This is a genomic window from Photobacterium sp. GB-36, from assembly GCF_003026135.1.
GTDB lineage: Bacteria > Pseudomonadota > Gammaproteobacteria > Enterobacterales > Vibrionaceae > Photobacterium.
The window spans coordinates 130,692-148,961 of the sequence record NZ_PYNY01000006.1 but is presented as its reverse complement, the minus strand read 5'-3'; the positions used below and the strand labels follow the sequence as shown (position 1 = coordinate 148,961).

The window sequence follows — 18,270 nt, the reverse complement described above, 5'->3', positions numbered from 1 at the left end:
GCTGTTTTTATTTTTTACTTTGAACGTATATTAGCGAAGGATCATTTGATCACGCTCAGGACCAACAGAGACCATTTTAACTGGCACGCCCATTAGCTCTTCAATACGAAGTACGTACTCTTGTGCACCTTTAGGTAGCGATTCAAATGTACGACAACCTGTAATATCTTCTTCCCAACCAGTCATTTGCTCGTATACAGCCGTTAGTGATGCAGTTTGAGGCCAAATTGGGTTTTCAGTATGCTCACCGTTGTAAGCCACACAGATTTTCAGATCTTTCATACCTGTTAGACAGTCGATCTTAGTTAGTGCAATTTCAGTTGCTGCTTGTAGTTCAACACCGTTACGAGTAGCCACTGCATCGAAGTAACCCATATCACGTGGGCGACCGGTTGTTGCACCGAATTCTTTTGCATCTTCACGGAATTGATCTTGATCTTCCATTGCAGTGATCAACGTACCCGTACCTACTGAAGAGCTGAATGCTTTTGCTACTGCAATAACACGCTCAGGATGAAGAGCAGGTAAACCACTACCAATACCAGCGTAAGCTGCAGTTACGTTAGAAGATGTTGTCCATGGGTATTCACCGTAAACTAAGTCACGACCCGCACCCAGTTGTGCTTCAAACAACAACGTTTTGTCTTCTTTTTGTAGTGCTTTAAGTGGCTCTGTTACGTTACAAATACTGTCACGCCAAGGTTGAGAAACCTCTAATAGCCACTCTGTCATTTCTTCTGCTGTTTGGGTGAATTCAAAAGATGGGTATAGCGCTTTAAGTTGAGGAAGTTTCCAATCCATCATGAATTGAATACGTTCACGTAACACTGCAGGTTGTTTTAACCAACCAACAAGAATACCTTTTTTCATTACACGATCGCCGTATGCAGGAGCGATACCTTGACGTGTTGAACCGTAAGCACCATCACCTAGACGTTGTTCTTCTAAGGTATCTTCCAGTGCGTGAAGCGGTAGACATAATGTTGCACGATCTGAGATGCAAAGTTTCACTTCAACACCTGATGTTGCTACTTCTTCGATTTCTAAAGACAGTTTTTCAGGGCTGATCACCATGCCAGGGCCTAACACAGCAATACAATCAGGATTAAATACGCCGCTAGGTAATTGGTGCAATTTGAACGTACCAAAATCGTTAACAACAGTGTGACCTGCGTTATTACCACCTTGGAAACGGATACTTGCTGAAGCTTGGTCTGCTAAATAATCAACAATACGACCTTTACCTTCATCACCCCAGTTAGCACCAACAACAACAATAGACGACATAATTTAAATCTCCTCAAAAGCAATGACACCTATCCTATGCTCATCTAGTCAATAAGAATAATTAATAATCGTTATTAACTTGATAAGAATATCATATATGGAGTATGGTTAATCTTCTCTACTCAATATGTTATGTATGATAATAAATATCATCTACTGCTTAGGAAATCATTGCGAATATGATTGATATCCACTGGCTCAATACCTTTGTCGCTTTGGCAAAGCACCAGCACTTTGGTAAAACTGCAGCTGCGCTACATATGACGCAACCTAATGTAAGCCTTCATCTCAAGCAATTAGAACAAACCACGCGGGTTAAGTTAATTGAGCGTAACCCTTTTCGTTTAACTCAAGCCGGTGAACGTCTGTTACAAAGTGCAGAAAATACTTTAATGGAACTGCAAATTTGTCAGGCCGATCTGAACGCTATCAATGAGCTTAATCGCGGTACTTTAACCATAGCAGCCAGTGATATTATTTCTCGTTTGTTATTAATTAGCCCTTTTCAGTCTTTCAAGAAAGAATATCCAGGGATTGATCTGTCTCTTTTTAATACCACTTCATCTCAAGCAACCGAGTTAGTCAAAAGCGCGAAGGCGGATCTTGGGTTCGTTATTGCACAGAAAGAGAGTCAACCACTGCATTTTACTGAATTACGACAAGTTAAATGGTGCGCATTAGGTAATGGCTTATCACGCTGGCAGGCATTGTCGGCTAACCCTTCACAAATCATCCCAGCCGAACCTCTCGCAGCAGAAGAACCCACCTTGATTTTGCTCGGCCACGATACCCGAACCCGTGAATTAATTGATATGGCATTGCCTTTATTAAAATTAAAAAAATACCATGTAATGGAAGTAGGCAGTGTAGATGCGCAGATTGATTGGGCGGAAGCGGGATTTGGTGTCGCAATAGTACCGAGTTTTTCTTTACATTCAAAACCACACTTACAAACACAAATAACACCACTGCCTGATTTCCCGACAACCAGTTTGGGATATATCGTGCGTCAAAACCAAGTGCTTTCACGAGCGATTAAGCAACTCTTACGCTGGGTAGATGATGAAATCCAACGCTCTCAGTAATACTCGCGATCTTCATCGCATATCCTAGCACTAGATATAAATTAAGCCCTGTGATCAGGGCTTAATATATATGCTAACAACAAAGTGTTCCGAGCATAATGGGTTATTTGTGATCTTGTTTTTTTAATGTATACGCATCAGCAAGATCACCTTGGACACGCTTACCATCTTTATCTAAATGGAAGATACGTTGTTCACCCACGAAATACTGAGCTGTTTGACCACCACCTAAATTCAAGGTGATCGTATCGCCTTTATCATTCCAGTCAAACTTACCTTCTGTAGTTAAAGGTTTGGTTTCTTTATCTTGATAAGTTTGATCTAAAATGTAAGTGCCATTGTCTTTTAGCGTTAAGCTTGTTTCAATTCCAGAACAATCAGCACAAGGCTCAATACCTGTATACTCCCCCATCCAATCAAGTGAGTTCTTCGCATTATCAGCAGCCTGTGATAATTCTGTAACTTGATCATTCGCCGCAGATGCCGTTGATGACGTTTTATCTGAAGCTTGATCACAACCCACAAGTACTAAACCAAGAAGGGCTGTAGCTAAAAGTGTTTTTTTCATCTTAATCTCCTTGAAATAACACAAAATATTATGGATATGTACACGTCATAAAACAGAACACCATAATAAACTATGTTATCAATTACTCAGCAGTTGCATCCTTAACTGCGTCTTTCATATTGTCCGCAGCTTTGCCTGCATCATCTGCCATCTCTTTTGTGGCATCAACTGCTTTATCTGCAACATCATTCGCCGCTTTTGCTGTATCGTCAGCCGCTTGCTTTGTGGCATCAACAGCATCATTGGCAACTGCTTTGGTTGAATCAATCACTTGTGTTGCGGTATCTGATGCCTTGTTTTGCATATCTGTCGCGGTTTTATCTGTGCTTTGGTCACAGCCAACAAGTGCTAAACCGAGAATTGCAGCAACTAATAATGTTTTTTTCATCTTAATCTCCTTAGAAAAAACAAGATACCTTGAAACTCGCAACTGAGAGTTTCACGGTATCTTGCTATAATATTCGAAATTTTAGGACGCTTAATTTAGTAAATCTGATGCTTTTTTCTCTAAATCATCAGCAGCATTTTCTGTTTTATCAACAGCAGAATCGGTCATTTCAGCGGCTTTTTTTTGCGCAGCTTGAGCTGAATCATCGACAGACTTCATTGCATCATTTGCGGCATTTTTTACGTTATCTTCTGTCACTGCTGTTTTATCCACTGCAGCATCTTTCATTTCTGTCGCTGACTGTTTCATTTCATCCATTGAATGATCCGCGGAATCTTCAGCTTTATTGACCGCATCAGACGCTTCAGTTGCTTTTTCTTTTGTCACATCTATTAACGCTTTTGAATCATCAGCAACAGTATCTTTTACTTCTGATACTGAACTATTCATTTCTGCAACTGCCGCAGAAGTCTTTTCATCGGCTGATGAATTTGTTAAAGAGGTTTTCAATTCAGATGCTTTTTCTTTCATAGAATCAACAGAATCATCAACAACTTGCTTTGATTTATTAACCATGTCAGTTGTTTTCTCTTTTACAGCATCTGTCATCTCCGACGCTTTTGTAACCGCTGAATCACTTAATTCAGCCGCTTTATCAACCATTTTGTTGGTTTGATCTTTGACTACGTCAGCAGCATCGGACACCGTATTTTTAGTTGCATCTAACGCCGTACCTGATTGTTCCGTCACTTTATCTTTCATTTCAACGGTTGAATGTTGGGCAGCAGATGTACTATCTGTAGCTGTATTTTGTTTTGCCTGATCACAACCAACTAAAAATAAACCTGCAATAGTCATCGCGATAATTGTTTTTTTCATACAAACCCCTGTAACGAATACTGTTTTAATATGACCCTGACAGTATCTATCTACTAGATAAACCTATGTCTTAATGACGTCATTTCCAAGTCAATAATAGGTCAATTTATTACTTTTAGGTATTAAATCTCTTTTAATTCAAGATGGAAAATATGAAAAATGGAAAATAATATAACATTATTTTCCATTCTTTTTCTAAATAGGTAGAATTTCTCATTAATTGAAATATTCAATATATTAATAACAACCATGTCAATTTTTAATACATTTATTATTCTATACTTTTCACAACCCTTATATAATAATCACCCATTGCCTAAGAAAAAAACTGCCCATTAAGAATAAACAGAATAAACAAATAATATTTCAAGACCTAAACAATGTAATGAGAAGCTATTATTTATCAAAAAAATTCTAAATTTAATAGTGTGTTTTTTCTATCCGTTAGTGAATACCCTATTGCGGAAATAACGACGATTAAGGCAGATGCGATCCAAAAACTATGATGAATATATTAATCAAAAAATGAATCTAATTCACGAATAAACATACATGTAAAAAAGGCGGAGACGAGCACAGCAACACAGCGGTGATATCAGCTAACACACCCGATATAAGCGTAGCAAAATGCGTTAACCAACAATAATAATTGTTCTATATATTCAGTTTCTGATTACCCAGGAATCTTATTCTTAAGTACTAACACATCAAAACGTATAATCCATATCGGTTGTGATACTAATAGTAATAATGAAAAAGTTGTAGTACCTTAAAAGTAATTAACCTGTACTGCGAACATTTCCACACCATCTTTTATTAACTAATTAACATATTCCTTTTTATATGTTTTGATATCCATCATTCAGGTGCATAATATGTAAGTAATAACTATGTTTTAATTTTATAAGCTATGATAATGAGTAAAAGACTTTACCTTTGAGAATAGAATGAATAGAGATTAATTTTCCAATGTAAATAAATAGTTATTACTTTATTTAATATTAATAAGTATTAATATCACAACCACATGAAATAAGCTCATATTCTGTAGGTCCGAATAACTTACATTCTTTTTTAAACAGTATAACATCAGAACCAACCGGACAAAAAACACTCGACTTGATAGGAACATTCACTGCTTTTTCACTGTCTTCTGGTATAACTTTTAAAACTAATTCTCGTTCTTCAGTTTCAAACTTTGAGAACGTTTCTGTTACTTCACCAGCAACAGAATCAATGTCATAAGTCTTTTCAGCAACGAAAAAAAGAGCCCCAGCCAAACCTGCAAAAGATAAAAACAAAAAGGCAACAAATACCTTTTCATTGTATAACTGGCTCATCAATCGTTTTCTCAAAATACGTAACCCTATAACAAACTCTCTTTGAGCAATGCCTTACAATTTAGCATTTTAGGCCCCTCAAATTAAGCTATTTTATGTCTAGAATCTTATAAAAAATGAAAACAAATGAATAAACACTCAAAAATAATCAGCATCAGTACTTTAACCCATTGTTATAACAAGGATAAAAAATAATGACACCCAGTTAACACAGTTTGACATAACCCTTACTTTTTTACTGGGAAATGGATAGTTTCACCTTCAGCAGTTAAAATTTCTATCACTTTAGGCGTACCATCTGATGCAAGATATAACTCTCCTATTGCACTTCGATTCACCAATCTGTGCGCGCCTGTAATATCAGGATCACGCTTTTCAATCAGCAATTTCTTACGCTTGGTAAACCAGTTTAACGGGGAATGAGGACTATATAATGCTCTATCCATTGCATCACAAAAGCGTAATAACCGATTAGGGAATTCATTTTTTAAACCACTACACGTGATCTGATAAATATGAAATTTACCTTTGTGGTTACGAAGCGTTATGTCATAAGCAAAAGAATAATGAACATCACCAGATAAAATAATAAATTGAGTCGGTGTTTTGGTATGGGTAAAAATACTCAATAGCGTATTGGCAGAGCCCGGATGCGCCATCCAGTTTTCTGCATCAACAAGCAACGGTTGCCCTATCCATGTCATCATTCGTTGCAATGTTTCAATAAACTTTACACCGAACATTGGTGCGGCAGAGACAATAATCACCGCTGGTTCATGTAATAATTCCTGTTGAAACTCAATCATGGCTTCCCAATCCATTAACCCTGATGGACGGTTATCATTCGATTCTGAACGCCAACGTCGAGTACGCGTATCTAATACCACCATTTTAGGTGTGGTTGAAATGGTATAGTGCCATTGCTCAAACTGATTTAACCGCGCAATAAATGCATCTTGTGTTTGATTGCAGGGCTCAGCAAAGTAGCGCTTGGCGTCATCAAGGAACGGCTGTTCAAATTTCTCGGGAGCATTGCCCCACGCCTGACATAGCCAGTAACTCATGAGTGCATTACCAATAATTCGGCGTGAAAATAAGTTATTAAACGCTGCAGTTTCCCAGCGACGATTAAGCATATAATCATCCGTCACATCATGATCATCGAAAATCATATACGTCGGAATATGTGCAAACAAACGCTGAACTTGCGGTAGACCTTGAACAAAATCATCCATAATATGGCTTTCTTGGTGCCATTGTTGCTGCCATCTAGGCGCAATTTGGACCCCACCACAGGTGAAATTCTGTTTCTCGAACCGTTTACGATCAACCAAATCCCACAATGTTGGTGACCATACCAGCAAATACATCGCAAAATATTCACTAAAACTGATCAGATGATTTTCACATTCTCGCGAGCTAAAGATAGGCACCACACGATCAGGCAATAATTTACCTAACCATGTTTGAGTATCAATATACGTTGGTAATAATTTATCTCGTCCATATAAATGATAAGGACTCTGATACAAGGCTTCTGTATCTGCAATGCTAGTCTGTTCAAACGTTTCAGAAGGTAAACCTAGCAATTGGATCACTTGTTCAATCGCATCAAGTGTTGGACCTGCAACATGATCAGCGTAAATTTGATCACCACTCATCATTAATAAACTTGGGCGTTCAAGAGTGGGTTGCTCAGCCACTTTGCTATCTGCTACCACTAAGCTGTCTTTACTTGGGTAATGAGGGTTACGACAAGAACCATGTAACACATAATCGGCTCTAGTGTTGATCACTATGTTGATCATGGATTCATTATCGTAGGTTAATGACGGAATTAAATCGGTTAAAAGCCCTTGCTGGGTATCAAGCTGGTAAGCAAGTGGAGTATTAACTGCAAATTCACCTTCAAACTGTGCGAGTACAACCCATGCATGTTTACCAATTTGAATTTGATGTTCATCTGCAATAATGGCTTGATAACAAGGGGTATCATCACCTTGTTGATATAAGTAAAAAGTAGCATCCAATCGTTCCGTGGTCACAAACCATAGTACTAATTGCGTTGCTGTCGCTTTCCGTAAAATAGGACCGGCAATAATAAGTGGTAAGGATGATGCTGGTGCTTCTTTAGACATTTACTTCTCAACTCGCGCGTAATAATTCAGTGTCATTCACTGCGATACCATCAAAACAACAATAGATAATCAAACTTAATCTATTGAGTAAACATTTTCTTTAGTTCTTGCTGAATCCATTTTATAACGGGCCCTGTCGCTCGATCACGGCGTTTAACAACACCCATTTCAATCCATTGCGAAGCGGGAATATTTTCCATCGACAGTTTTACAACCCCTTCGGAGAAAAAGTCATATGTAAAAACATGATCAGGCACAAATGCCCAGCCCATATTTCTCAAAACAAACGAGGTGATTGAATAGTAGCTGTCAATTTGCCAATAATTTGCGGATAACGCTTCACTGTGGTGGCGTCCACTTCGATCGCAAATTAATAGTTGACGGTGCTGGCTTAATTGCTGCACTGTGGGTGCTGAAATTTGTGCTAATGAATGATTTTTCCCCACAATTAATGATGAATTAAATTCACAAATTGGTGTAAATTCTAAACTACTCGGCAAAGTTTTACTGAAAAATAATATGCCAATATCCGCCATTTTTTCATCTACACGGCTTGCTATATCATCTTTCGAGCCATTAATAATGGTTAATTTCACCAATGGAAATGTCTCAGAAATACGTTGAAAGAAATCTTCAAAAGCGGTTAATGGTGATGCTTCATCCATTGCGATGGTCAGGGTAACTTCTTCACCTTGCGTTAACGTCAATGCCCGAGATTGTAACCGTTCACATTGGGCTAATACGACCTTTGCTTCTTCATACATTTGCTGACCTTCAGGGGTCAGGATTGGTAATCTGGCACTTCGATCGAATAATTCAAACCCTAAATCTGCTTCTAAGTTACTAATTGCAGTACTGATCCGTGACTGTGCTTTTCCTAACCGCCGAGCGGCTGCCGAAAAAGAGCCTTGTTGTACTGAAATAACAAAAGCATTGAGTTGATCTAATGTCCAATCCATAAATCAATCCATCCGATAATCAGATATATAATATCTTTGAGCAATCTAACATACGGATATAATACAGCGATTCCCACCAACTGAATAGCCTGTGGGTAGACCATTTTATGAGAATATTTATGCACAGTAATGAACCGATGCCGTCGTCGAGCAATATATCTAAAAACTTTTGGCGTTATACCATCCCTTCTATTGCAGCAATGATGGTTAATGGACTCTATCAAATTGTTGATGGGATCTTTGTCGGCCACTACGTTGGCTACCAAGGCTTAGCCGCAATTAATATGGCATGGCCGATAACATTTGTATTATCAGGCTTAGGCTTGATGGTTGGTATTGGCAGCGGGACGCTAATTTCAATCGCCCGCGGTGAACAAAATGAGCTTAATGCTCAGCGCGCTTTTAATACCGGTTTGATCCTAACTTTTATTATTAGCTGTCTTTCATTTGCTGCGTTTACATTGTTTGGCGACTATTTTTTACAACTTCAAGGGGCGCAACAAAACATTAAGCACCTTGCTTTAGACTATGTTTCTACTTTTGGTAATGCAGCCTTTATTACTGTATTGGCAGGCGCAATGCCAATGTTGATCCGAAATGATGAAAGCCCAAAAATCGCAACCATGTTATTAGTAATAGGCGCACTGACTAACATTCTTCTTGATTATGTGTTTTTAGGATTAATGGGTTGGGAATTGAAAGGTGCTGCCATTGCGACTTTGATCGCACAAGGTATTACCTGTGTTGGTGGCTTGATTTATTTTCGCTCTCAATACTCGACTTTAAAACTAAAAATTTCACTGCCTGATTTTTCATTGTCAGAAAGTAAAAAGATCATGGTGTTAGGCTTATCAGCACTGATCATGTACCTCTATGGTAGTTTTGTTGTCGCACTACACAATTATCAATTCATGATATATGGCACAGAATTAACCGTTGGCGCTTTTGCTATTGTCGGTTACATGATGACGATGTACTACTTGGTAGCAGAAGGTATTGGTGAAGGTTTGCAACCGCCAGTAAGTTACTACTTCGGTGCGAAACAACCGCAAAATATCCGAAAAACGTTAATATTAGCCATGAAAACAACGGTGATTGCAGGTATCGCTTGGTTCTTGTTACTGACAAGCTTCCCATCAACTTTGATCAGTTTGTTTAACAGCAGCAACAGCGCGCTGACATTAGAGGCGACCCAAGGTATTCGTTTACATCTGTTTGCAATATTTTTAGATGGCTTTATTGTCTTGGCAACAATGTACTTTATGTCGGTGAATCAAGCGTCAAAAGCATTAGTGATCTCAATTAGTAACATGCTAATACAACTACCGTTTTTGTATTTCTTACCAAAATTACTTGGCGTTGTTGGTGTATGGTTAACCATGCCAATATCCACTATAGTATTGAGCTGTATTGTTGCGGTTATTGTTTGGCGTGATATCAATAAACGTTGTAAGCCGCTTGATTCACTAGAAAATCAAGCTCCCCTGATCGATTAATAAGTAAAGCAATCGGCAATAAAAACGCATCAGATCGATAACCGCTCTGATGCGTTTTATTTTTCACTACAAATCTTTAAATCCATTTAAGGTCAGATTTAAGACAGTGTTTGTTTTATCCATGCTGAAATATCCTCAATTTGAGGCATGCAAACCTGATGCTCCATGGGGTATGTACGCCAGTGCGGTTTAAATCCCGCCTTAATGACATCATCTCGTGCCATTTCACCTAATTTAGGAATAACAACGGGATCATAAGAGCCATGCATAATTTCAATCGGCATATTACGATTCACATCGCTATATTGAATGACCTCTGCAGTTGGGAAATAAGTTGATAGTGCCAATATTCCCGCTAATGGCTTGGAGTAGCTTAATCCTGCTTGATAAACTACCGCACCGCCTTGTGAAAATCCCGCAAGAATAATACGTTCAGAAGGAATGCCACGACTAATTTCACGTTCGACAAGATCTATTACCTTTTGAGCAGATTCCATCAGTTGTGCTTCATTAATTTTACGATATGTATCTAATGAAATAATGTCATACCATGCTGGCATTAAGGCATTACCATTAATGGTGACATTCAGCGTCGGTGAGTGAGGAAATATAAAACGTATTGGCGATGTTTCTTCTAACTGTAAATGCGGTAACAAAGCCTCAAAATCATGGCCATTAGAGCCTAAACCATGTAACCAAATAACACTGGCTGTCGCGGGCACATTGGGTTCTATTTCAACACTCGCTAAATAATCCATTTTCCTATCCTTATTCTTTTCCAAATACAGACACGCAGTTACATTGCTGATTTTACTGCGCGAGATAAGCGAACAGCTGCCATTTTAGGATCCGCGCTTGGATCATCAAAGAAACGGCTTACAACATCAATGATTGCACTTTGAACATCACTGGATGTCGCTAAATTATGCGAAAAACTGGGGACAAGCGCATTGTTTTTTGCTGCAACCTTAAATGCTTTCATTGAGGCTAATGAACAAGAGTCAAATCCCTTTAACGATACATCCTGACGGATCGGGATCGAACCTTTATATAAACTAAAAGCTCGTTGAAATGGCTTGGTTAATAGTATTTGCGCTAAATCTTGTTGTGCTATTTCATCTTCTTCATTACTTTTTAATTTGAAAAAAGTAATAGTATCAAGATTATAAGAAAACATACCTTGTGTTCCCGGTACAGGTACGCATAAATAATCCTTACCTGCAATTTTGTGTTCGCTAGTGAACTCGCCTTTTGCCCAATCTCCCATTATTTGCATTGCGGCTTTGTCATGCATGAGCATTTCGGTGGCTTGGTTCCAACGACGCCCTTTTGCATTTGGATCTATATACTGTCGCATCTTTTTGAACTGACGGAACACCTCAACCATCTTATCACTACTAAGCTCAGTTAAATCTAAATCAACAAACGCTTTCGTATAATCTCTTGCGCCAAGTACGCTTAACGCCACCGCTTCGAACAAAGTCGCATCTTGCCAAGACTCGCCACCATGAGCTAATGGGATATAACCTGCCGCTTTGATTTTGTCAGCCGCCACATAAAATTCAGCTAAGGTTGTGGGTACTTTTGCGCCTGCAAGTTTAAATATATGTGGATTGATCCATAGCCAATTGACACGATGTAAAGTTACTGGTGCTGCCACATAATGACCGTCATATTTTATCAACTGAAGATCATTAACGATTTGCTGCACTTCAGGTAATAACACGTTATCCCAATGATCTTGTTCTGCAACTTTATCAAGTGATGTTAGAAAGCCTAAACGTCCCCACTCTTGAATATCTTGCCCTTTTAACTGTGCCGCGGTGGGTGGATTCCCCGAGATTGCCCGCATTTTTAGGACGGTCATCGCACTTTGGCCACCACCACCTGCAATGGCAAAATCTTTCCAGTGATGCCCTTTCGTTTCCATTTTCTCTTTTAAAACTTGAATCGCTTTAGATTCGCCTTTTGACGTCCACCAATGCAATACTTCAACAGTCCCTTCTGCAAAAGCTGGCTGACAAACAAGCAGTAATAAGGCGCAGAGACGCCATTGCTTGATATTCATTTTCATCTTATATCCGACAATAACATTAAGCATTTTTTAATAACCGAGGAAGTACAACAGTCACTAACAACCCACCTTTAATACTGTTTTTGATCGTTAACTGACCACCATGAGCTCGTACGATATTGCGTGAAATTCCCATCCCAAGCCCATGCCCCGTATTGTCAGTCGCTAAGCGAACATAGGGTTCAAATACCGTTTTTAGCTTTGTATCAGGGATCCCTTGTCCCTTATCACTAATGGTGATGATCAGTTTATCTGGACTATCAATGACATTTATCGTCACGCTGTGTCCATATTTCACACCATTATCGATTAAGTTACTTAAACAACGTTTTAAAGCTAACGGTTTTGCCATAATCGGCAAAATAGGGTGTTGAGGTAAACGAACTTTGGTGTCTTTATGATTATGATGTTCAGCAATACTATTTAATAAAAGTTCGACATCAATGGTCACCAAATTCTCATGTAAATCGGTATCTTTTACACACTGTAGCGCCCCTTTCACCATGATTTCGAGTTCATCGAGATCGTGATTAAATTTATCAATTTTTTCATCATCATCGATCAATTCTGCACGTAACCGTAAGCGAGTAATCGGCGTTTTTAAATCATGTGATATAGAGGAAAATAGCTGTTCACGATCTTCAATATATTTTCTTAAACGCAACTGCATTCGATTAAATGCTTGCGTTGCCATCACTAATTCACTCGCCCCTTGCTCTTTTAATGGCGGCTGGTAAATATCAAGACTTAACGCGTTAGCAGCATCCGCCAATTGTTTTAATGGTCGTGTTTGTCGTCTTACCATGATGTAAGTAAACAGCAGTAATAAAACGGTACTAAAGGTTAGGAATATAATTTGCTGGCGCGTAATAATCTCATCTTTTAGCATCATATAAGGGGCAGGCAATAACGCTGCAATATATAACCACTGACCTTTATCAAGCTCTATTTGCACCACTAAAATAGGGGGATTAAGTGGCTCTAAACTTAGCGTATTATGTACCCAAGAACGCGGTAGATCTGACAGCAAAATATCATTTTTTAATACATGCAGCGTTTCTGGTCGTGAAAACTCAACCTGAATATTACTAAGGGTAGGTAATTTTTCATGTAACACCGTTTTAAAAACTGACACTGCCATTTCTTTTTGTTCAGTATTTTTAATTGGCTTAATATTGATTTCTTGATCATTAAACGATACAAAAAACCGTGTCCCGCCCATATTGCGCAACTGCTCTAATACAATATGGCGATATTCTAGCGGCAATGATTGAAAGAAATTCACTGTCGATGCAAACATGGTTGCCATGCTCGCAGATGTTGATTGCAACCCCTCTAAATCTCGTTTTTTTGATTGGGTGTACCAAATGCCTGTTGCGATCACTTGAGCAAGAAAGACGGCCAACAAAGTTAACCATAAAGTACGTGAAACCAATGATTTAGGCCACAATGATTTCCATTTCATAATTCAATATCTACCTATCTCAAGATATTAAAAAAGTGTGGCTATCACCACACTTAATATTATTTCTCTATAATGTGGCTAACTTTACACATGGTCGTTATAACGAACATCGGCAGTAAATATATAACCGTTACCACGACTGGTTTTAATTAAACGCTGAGTACGACCTTTGTCGCCTAAACGGTTACGTAAACGACTTAATGCGACATCAATACCACGCTCTGACGGTTGTGCATCTCTTCCTCGAGTCGCACATGAAATAGTATCGCGATCTAAAATTTGATTCGGTCTCGATAGAAATAGCATCAACAATGAATAATCACCACTTGTTAACTCAAACGCTTCATTATTAAGTACATTCACTAAACGATGTGCTGTGGTATCTAAACGCCAATTAGAAAAACTAATAAATTTTGCACTAGGGTTAGAATGTTGGTTATCTGACACTTTGCTACGACGTAATATCGCTTTAATACGAGCTAACAGCTGTCTAGGACTAAAGGGTTTGGCGATATAGTCATCGGCTCCAATTTCAAGTCCTATGATTTGATCCATCTCTTCAGAAACAGCCGTCAACATAATAATAGGGACATCTGACTTTTTGCGAATATGCTGACATAAGGTAAACCCATCATCACCAGGCATCATGATATCGAGAAGAATCAAATCTGGATATCCACCAGCAAGGCAACGTTTCATTTCCTCGCCTTCCGCGGCAGTTTGGACTTCAAAACCGTTCTTGGTTAAGTACTCCTCCAGTAGTTCACGGATTTCTTTATCATCATCAACGACGAGGATTTGTTTAGAGATACTCATGTCTTTTGCTCACCATACGACATTAGACTATTTCTCGCTTTTAATCAGCGAATGCATTGAGAAATAGAGCGAATATAGGCTATTTACTATTTCGTGTATTTGACCACTATTTAAAAAAAATGTCAGCAATTTGCGCTATCCATGACGCATTATCGGTACCTTGTTAACATATTTAATACCTTACAACGAAAAAACCAGTGGTAATTACTAATAAAAGCAATAACACACTGGTTATATTTTTATCGCCAATCAATGGTAAGAAAAGCTGACTTAAGCGACTTTAGATTCTACTTTTTTAATGACTTCAACATTTTTATCTGATGCCGCGTCATTTGCATGATCACTCAATACTTCAGCCAATGTTGAACGAGACAATCGCCCTGTTACCTGTCCATCAGCATCCACTACTGGCAGTGGATGATCACTATCTAAAGTCTCAGGGATCACGGTTTCAAGTAGCGCATCAGTTGAAACTGCTGGGACATCTTCGAGCATTGAAGCGTCTATTGCATTAGCATAATCAGATTCTTTTACGCTCTCTAATTTCTCTTGCGTGATGACCCCTTGATAACCTTGATTATCAACGTAATACGCGAAATCATCTTTTACTTTACGCATTTCAGCAACAGCTTCGCCAATCGTTTCAGAAGAGATACGAACAACTTGTGGCTTCATAACCGTTTCAACCGTCAGTGCTCGAGCACGGTTAACGTCTTTCACAAACGCTTCGACATAGTCGTCAGCTGGGTTTAATAAAATATCAACAGGTTTACCCTGCTGCACTAATACCCCATCTCGTAAAATGGCAATACGATCGCCTAACCGTAATGCTTCATCTAAATCGTGGGTAATAAAGACAATTGTTTTATGTAACTTTTCTTGTAACTCAATAAGCTGATCTTGCATTTCACTTCGGATCAAAGGATCAAGTGCAGAGAATGCTTCATCCATTAATAAAATTTCAGCATCAGTACATAATGCGCGAGCTAAACCAACACGTTGTTGCTGACCACCAGAAAGATTTGCTGGGTAGCTATTTTCATATCCCGTCAAACCAACAGTCGCTAACCACTCTTTGGCTTTGACTTGCCATGCGCTTTTACTCAGTCCCTGTACTTGCAACCCATAGCCAACATTTTGTAAAACCGTGCGATGCGGCATTAAACCAAAGCGTTGAAAAACCATCGACATTTTATGACGGCGAAAATCCTGAAGCTGCTTTTCATTGAGTGACATAACATCTGTCCCTTCAATTTCAATGACCCCTTCAGTTGGATCAATCAAGCGATTAAAGTGACGGATCAGGGTTGATTTACCAGAACCTGATAGGCCCATAATCACAAAAATTTCACCCGGGTAAATATCTAAATTGATATCGCTTAATCCAACCGTATGACCGGTTTTCGCTAAAATGTCATCTTTAGATGCACCATCTTTCACTTGTTGAACAACTTTTTTTGCTTTTGGACCGAACACTTTATAGAGGTTTTTCACTCTAATGAGGGGATCCTGCTTTGATAATGAACTCATGATCGACCTCCTAAGTGTTGCTGTGTACGTTTAGCATAGCTTTGTGATATACGATCAAAAATAATTGCGAGCGCAACAATCGCTAAGCCGTTTAATAAACCTAAGGTGAAATACTGGTTGGTAATCGATTTTAATACCGGTTGACCTAACCCTTTCACACCAATCATTGAAGCAATAACAACCATCGCAAGTGCCATCATGATGGTTTGGTTTATCCCTGCCATAATATTAGGCATTGCCAGTGGGATCTGCACCCCAAATAAGCGCTGCATTGGGCTTGCGCCATAGGCTGTCGCTGCCTCAAGCACCTCTTCATCAACCAAACGAATACCAAGATTGGTTAAGCGGATCACTGGTGGGACAGAATAAATAACAACAGCGATTAAGCCTGGAATTTTACCAAGACCGAGTAACATAACAACGGGGATCAAATAAACAAAGGCAGGCATAGTCTGCATCACATCAAGTAGTGGTGTGACAACCCGCTGAACCTTCTCAGAACGTGCCATAGCAATACCTATTGGTATTCCGATCCCTATGGCAACCATCGTAGAAACTAAAATAATACTCATGGTTCGCATGGTATTATCCCACATACCAAACACACCGATGAAACCAAAAGACAACACGACACCAAGTGATAATTTCCACGATCGGCTTGCGACGAAAGCAATCGCTGCCAATACCGCAATCACTATCCACCAAGGAGTGGCGAGTAAAAGTTTTTCAAACCAGATAAGAAAAGAAAGAAGAGGATCGAAGAAGCCTTCGATTGTGTCGCCATATTCACGAGAAAAAGAACGATAAGCACCGTCCAACGTTTTTCGAATTTCAACTAGCTGAGCACGCTCAAGCTGCGGAAATTCAGTTAACCATGATTTATCTGACATAACTGTTATCCATACATACTACTTTTATTCCCCACTTACGCTATATCCTTAGCGAAGTGGCTACAGTGGTAGTTAGCTACCACTGTAGACGTACAGCTTACAAATCAGCTAAAGCACCACGTACTTTATCTGCAACTTCAGGAGAAACCCACTTCACCCAAATATCTTCGTGATTCGTTAGAATCTCTTCCATTACGGTTTCGCCATCAGCTTGGTTATCTTCCATCCACGCTAAAAGGCTATTCATTTGTGCATTAGTAAAAGAACGTTGACCTAGGTATTTCACCGCTTCAGGTGCACGTTTCGCAAACGAGGTGGTAATAACGGTATCGACTTCTGACGGTGGGTACATAGAAACTTTCGGATCAACACATTCAGGCTTGGTTAAACACTCTTTAAAGTACTTCGCATCAACGCCTGAGCCAAAGTCCACTTTTACCATTTTGTATTTACCTAACACCGCTGTCGGTGCCCAGTAATAACCAAACCATGCTTCACCACGCTCATAAGCTTTAGCAATTGAACCTGAAAGGCCTGCACCTGAACCTGGATCAATAAGATCAAACCCTGCATCTTCAAGTTTTAGTGCTTCGAATAGGTTACCAGCAGAAATCTGGCAGTTCCAACCTGCTGGACAATTATAAAATGCTGCTTTTTCAGGATCTTCTGGGTGAGTGAAAAGTTTGGCATTCTTCTTAATGCCCGCAATAGTCGCTAGGCTTGGATCTTTTTTCACCATGTATTCTGGAACCCAAAAGCCTTCTTCACCACCATCAGAAAAGCTCGTACCTGCATATTGGATACGCCCTTCTTCAACACCACGATCTAACGCGGCTTTCATCGAATTACTCCAAAATTCAGGTGCAATATCCGGTTCGCCCTTCTCAACCATTGATGTACCAGTCGGCATCGTATCGCCAGGAACAAGATCCGTTTCACAACCATACCCATGCTGTAAAATGAAACTGTCGACGTTGGCTAATAATGTTGCTGAGTTCCAATTCATATCAGCAATAGTGACTTTTCCACATTCACTTGCATGAACTTGAGATGCTGACATTGCTGATAGCAATACCGTCGCAGCCAGAAGCTTTCGCATAAATATTATCCTTATCATTTATATCGAATCGGTCAGCGCAAACGAGTAAAAAACAATTTTTCTGTGCGCTAATAACTACTCAAAAGGCAATTTATTGTGCCAATTTATTTAGTAGTCTAAACAAATTAAACTAAAAACACCAAGTTTATTAACAATAAATAATTATTTGGTAACAATTTTTAATAATACATTAATGCTTATTACATTCATAAACTTGTCAGCGATTAATGATCAAAAGAACGCTTATTAAACATTA

16 protein-coding genes are annotated in these 18,270 nt (G+C 39.0%); 2 read left to right on the top strand and 14 right to left on the bottom strand.

The window, feature by feature from the left end:
• Positions 1-30: 30 nt before the first annotated feature.
• Complete coding sequence (locus C9J46_RS08135; protein ID WP_005364252.1) at positions 31-1,287, bottom strand: adenylosuccinate synthase; 1,257 nt, start codon at positions 1,285-1,287, stop codon at positions 31-33.
• Between the two features lie 179 nt (positions 1,288-1,466).
• On the opposite strand from C9J46_RS08135, the gene C9J46_RS08130 reads away from it, so the two are divergent.
• Positions 1,467-2,372, top strand: a complete 906-nt coding sequence (locus C9J46_RS08130) for a LysR family transcriptional regulator (RefSeq protein ID WP_107208332.1) — start codon at positions 1,467-1,469, stop codon at positions 2,370-2,372.
• Between the two features lie 103 nt (positions 2,373-2,475).
• Here the strand turns inward: C9J46_RS08130 and C9J46_RS08125 are convergent, their stop codons facing one another.
• The 6 genes from C9J46_RS08125 to C9J46_RS08100 form a co-directional block, all read right to left on the bottom strand.
• Positions 2,476-2,940, bottom strand: coding sequence for a copper resistance protein NlpE (locus tag C9J46_RS08125; RefSeq protein WP_107246790.1), 465 nt, complete (start codon positions 2,938-2,940; stop codon positions 2,476-2,478).
• 82 nt (positions 2,941-3,022) lie between these two features.
• Positions 3,023-3,328 carry a hypothetical protein gene (locus tag C9J46_RS08120; protein ID WP_107208330.1) on the bottom strand — a complete coding sequence of 102 codons (306 nt, stop codon included), beginning with the start codon at positions 3,326-3,328 and terminating at the stop codon, positions 3,023-3,025.
• Between the two features lie 90 nt (positions 3,329-3,418).
• The gene (locus C9J46_RS08115; protein WP_107290747.1) at positions 3,419-4,207 is read right to left on the bottom strand and encodes a hypothetical protein; all 789 of its coding nucleotides are present in this window, start codon (positions 4,205-4,207) and stop codon (positions 3,419-3,421) included.
• A 1,001-nt stretch (positions 4,208-5,208) separates the two neighbouring features.
• Positions 5,209-5,547 (bottom strand): hypothetical protein, encoded by a 339-nt coding sequence (locus C9J46_RS08110; RefSeq protein ID WP_107206979.1) that lies wholly within the window; start codon positions 5,545-5,547, stop codon positions 5,209-5,211.
• A gap of 227 nt (positions 5,548-5,774) precedes the next feature.
• Complete coding sequence (locus tag C9J46_RS08105) at positions 5,775-7,685, bottom strand: alkaline phosphatase D family protein (RefSeq protein WP_107287747.1); 1,911 nt, start codon at positions 7,683-7,685, stop codon at positions 5,775-5,777.
• An 80-nt stretch (positions 7,686-7,765) separates the two neighbouring features.
• Positions 7,766-8,644: a LysR family transcriptional regulator gene (locus C9J46_RS08100; RefSeq protein ID WP_107206981.1), complete on the bottom strand. Its 879-nt coding sequence runs from the start codon at positions 8,642-8,644 to the stop codon at positions 7,766-7,768.
• 119 nt (positions 8,645-8,763) lie between these two features.
• Here C9J46_RS08100 and C9J46_RS08095 point away from each other — a divergent pair, with 119 nt between their 5' ends.
• Positions 8,764-10,140, top strand: a complete 1,377-nt coding sequence (locus C9J46_RS08095; protein ID WP_107206982.1) for an MATE family efflux transporter — start codon at positions 8,764-8,766, stop codon at positions 10,138-10,140.
• A 98-nt stretch (positions 10,141-10,238) separates the two neighbouring features.
• On the opposite strand, the gene C9J46_RS08090 is transcribed toward C9J46_RS08095, so the two are convergent.
• From C9J46_RS08090 to C9J46_RS08060, 7 genes are all read right to left on the bottom strand, one after another.
• A complete protein-coding gene (locus C9J46_RS08090) occupies positions 10,239-10,898 on the bottom strand; it encodes an alpha/beta hydrolase (RefSeq protein WP_107206983.1) in 660 nt (219 codons plus the stop codon).
• A gap of 38 nt (positions 10,899-10,936) precedes the next feature.
• Positions 10,937-12,214, bottom strand: coding sequence for an ABC transporter substrate-binding protein (locus C9J46_RS08085; protein ID WP_369917491.1), 1,278 nt, complete (start codon positions 12,212-12,214; stop codon positions 10,937-10,939).
• A 19-nt stretch (positions 12,215-12,233) separates the two neighbouring features.
• Positions 12,234-13,679: an ATP-binding protein gene (locus C9J46_RS08080; RefSeq protein WP_107206984.1), complete on the bottom strand. Its 1,446-nt coding sequence runs from the start codon at positions 13,677-13,679 to the stop codon at positions 12,234-12,236.
• An 84-nt stretch (positions 13,680-13,763) separates the two neighbouring features.
• A complete protein-coding gene (locus tag C9J46_RS08075; RefSeq protein ID WP_107206985.1) occupies positions 13,764-14,495 on the bottom strand; it encodes a response regulator in 732 nt (243 codons plus the stop codon).
• A gap of 270 nt (positions 14,496-14,765) precedes the next feature.
• Positions 14,766-16,025, bottom strand: a complete 1,260-nt coding sequence (locus C9J46_RS08070) for a glycine betaine/L-proline ABC transporter ATP-binding protein (RefSeq protein WP_107259811.1) — start codon at positions 16,023-16,025, stop codon at positions 14,766-14,768.
• Entirely contained in the window at positions 16,022-16,915 is an 894-nt protein-coding gene (locus tag C9J46_RS08065) for a proline/glycine betaine ABC transporter permease (RefSeq protein ID WP_005364222.1), read from the bottom strand. The genes C9J46_RS08070 and C9J46_RS08065 overlap by 4 nt, the downstream gene beginning before the upstream one ends.
• Positions 16,916-17,012: 97 nt before the next feature.
• Entirely contained in the window at positions 17,013-18,014 is a 1,002-nt protein-coding gene (locus C9J46_RS08060; protein WP_107206987.1) for an ABC transporter substrate-binding protein, read from the bottom strand.
• Positions 18,015-18,270 lie beyond the last annotated feature (256 nt).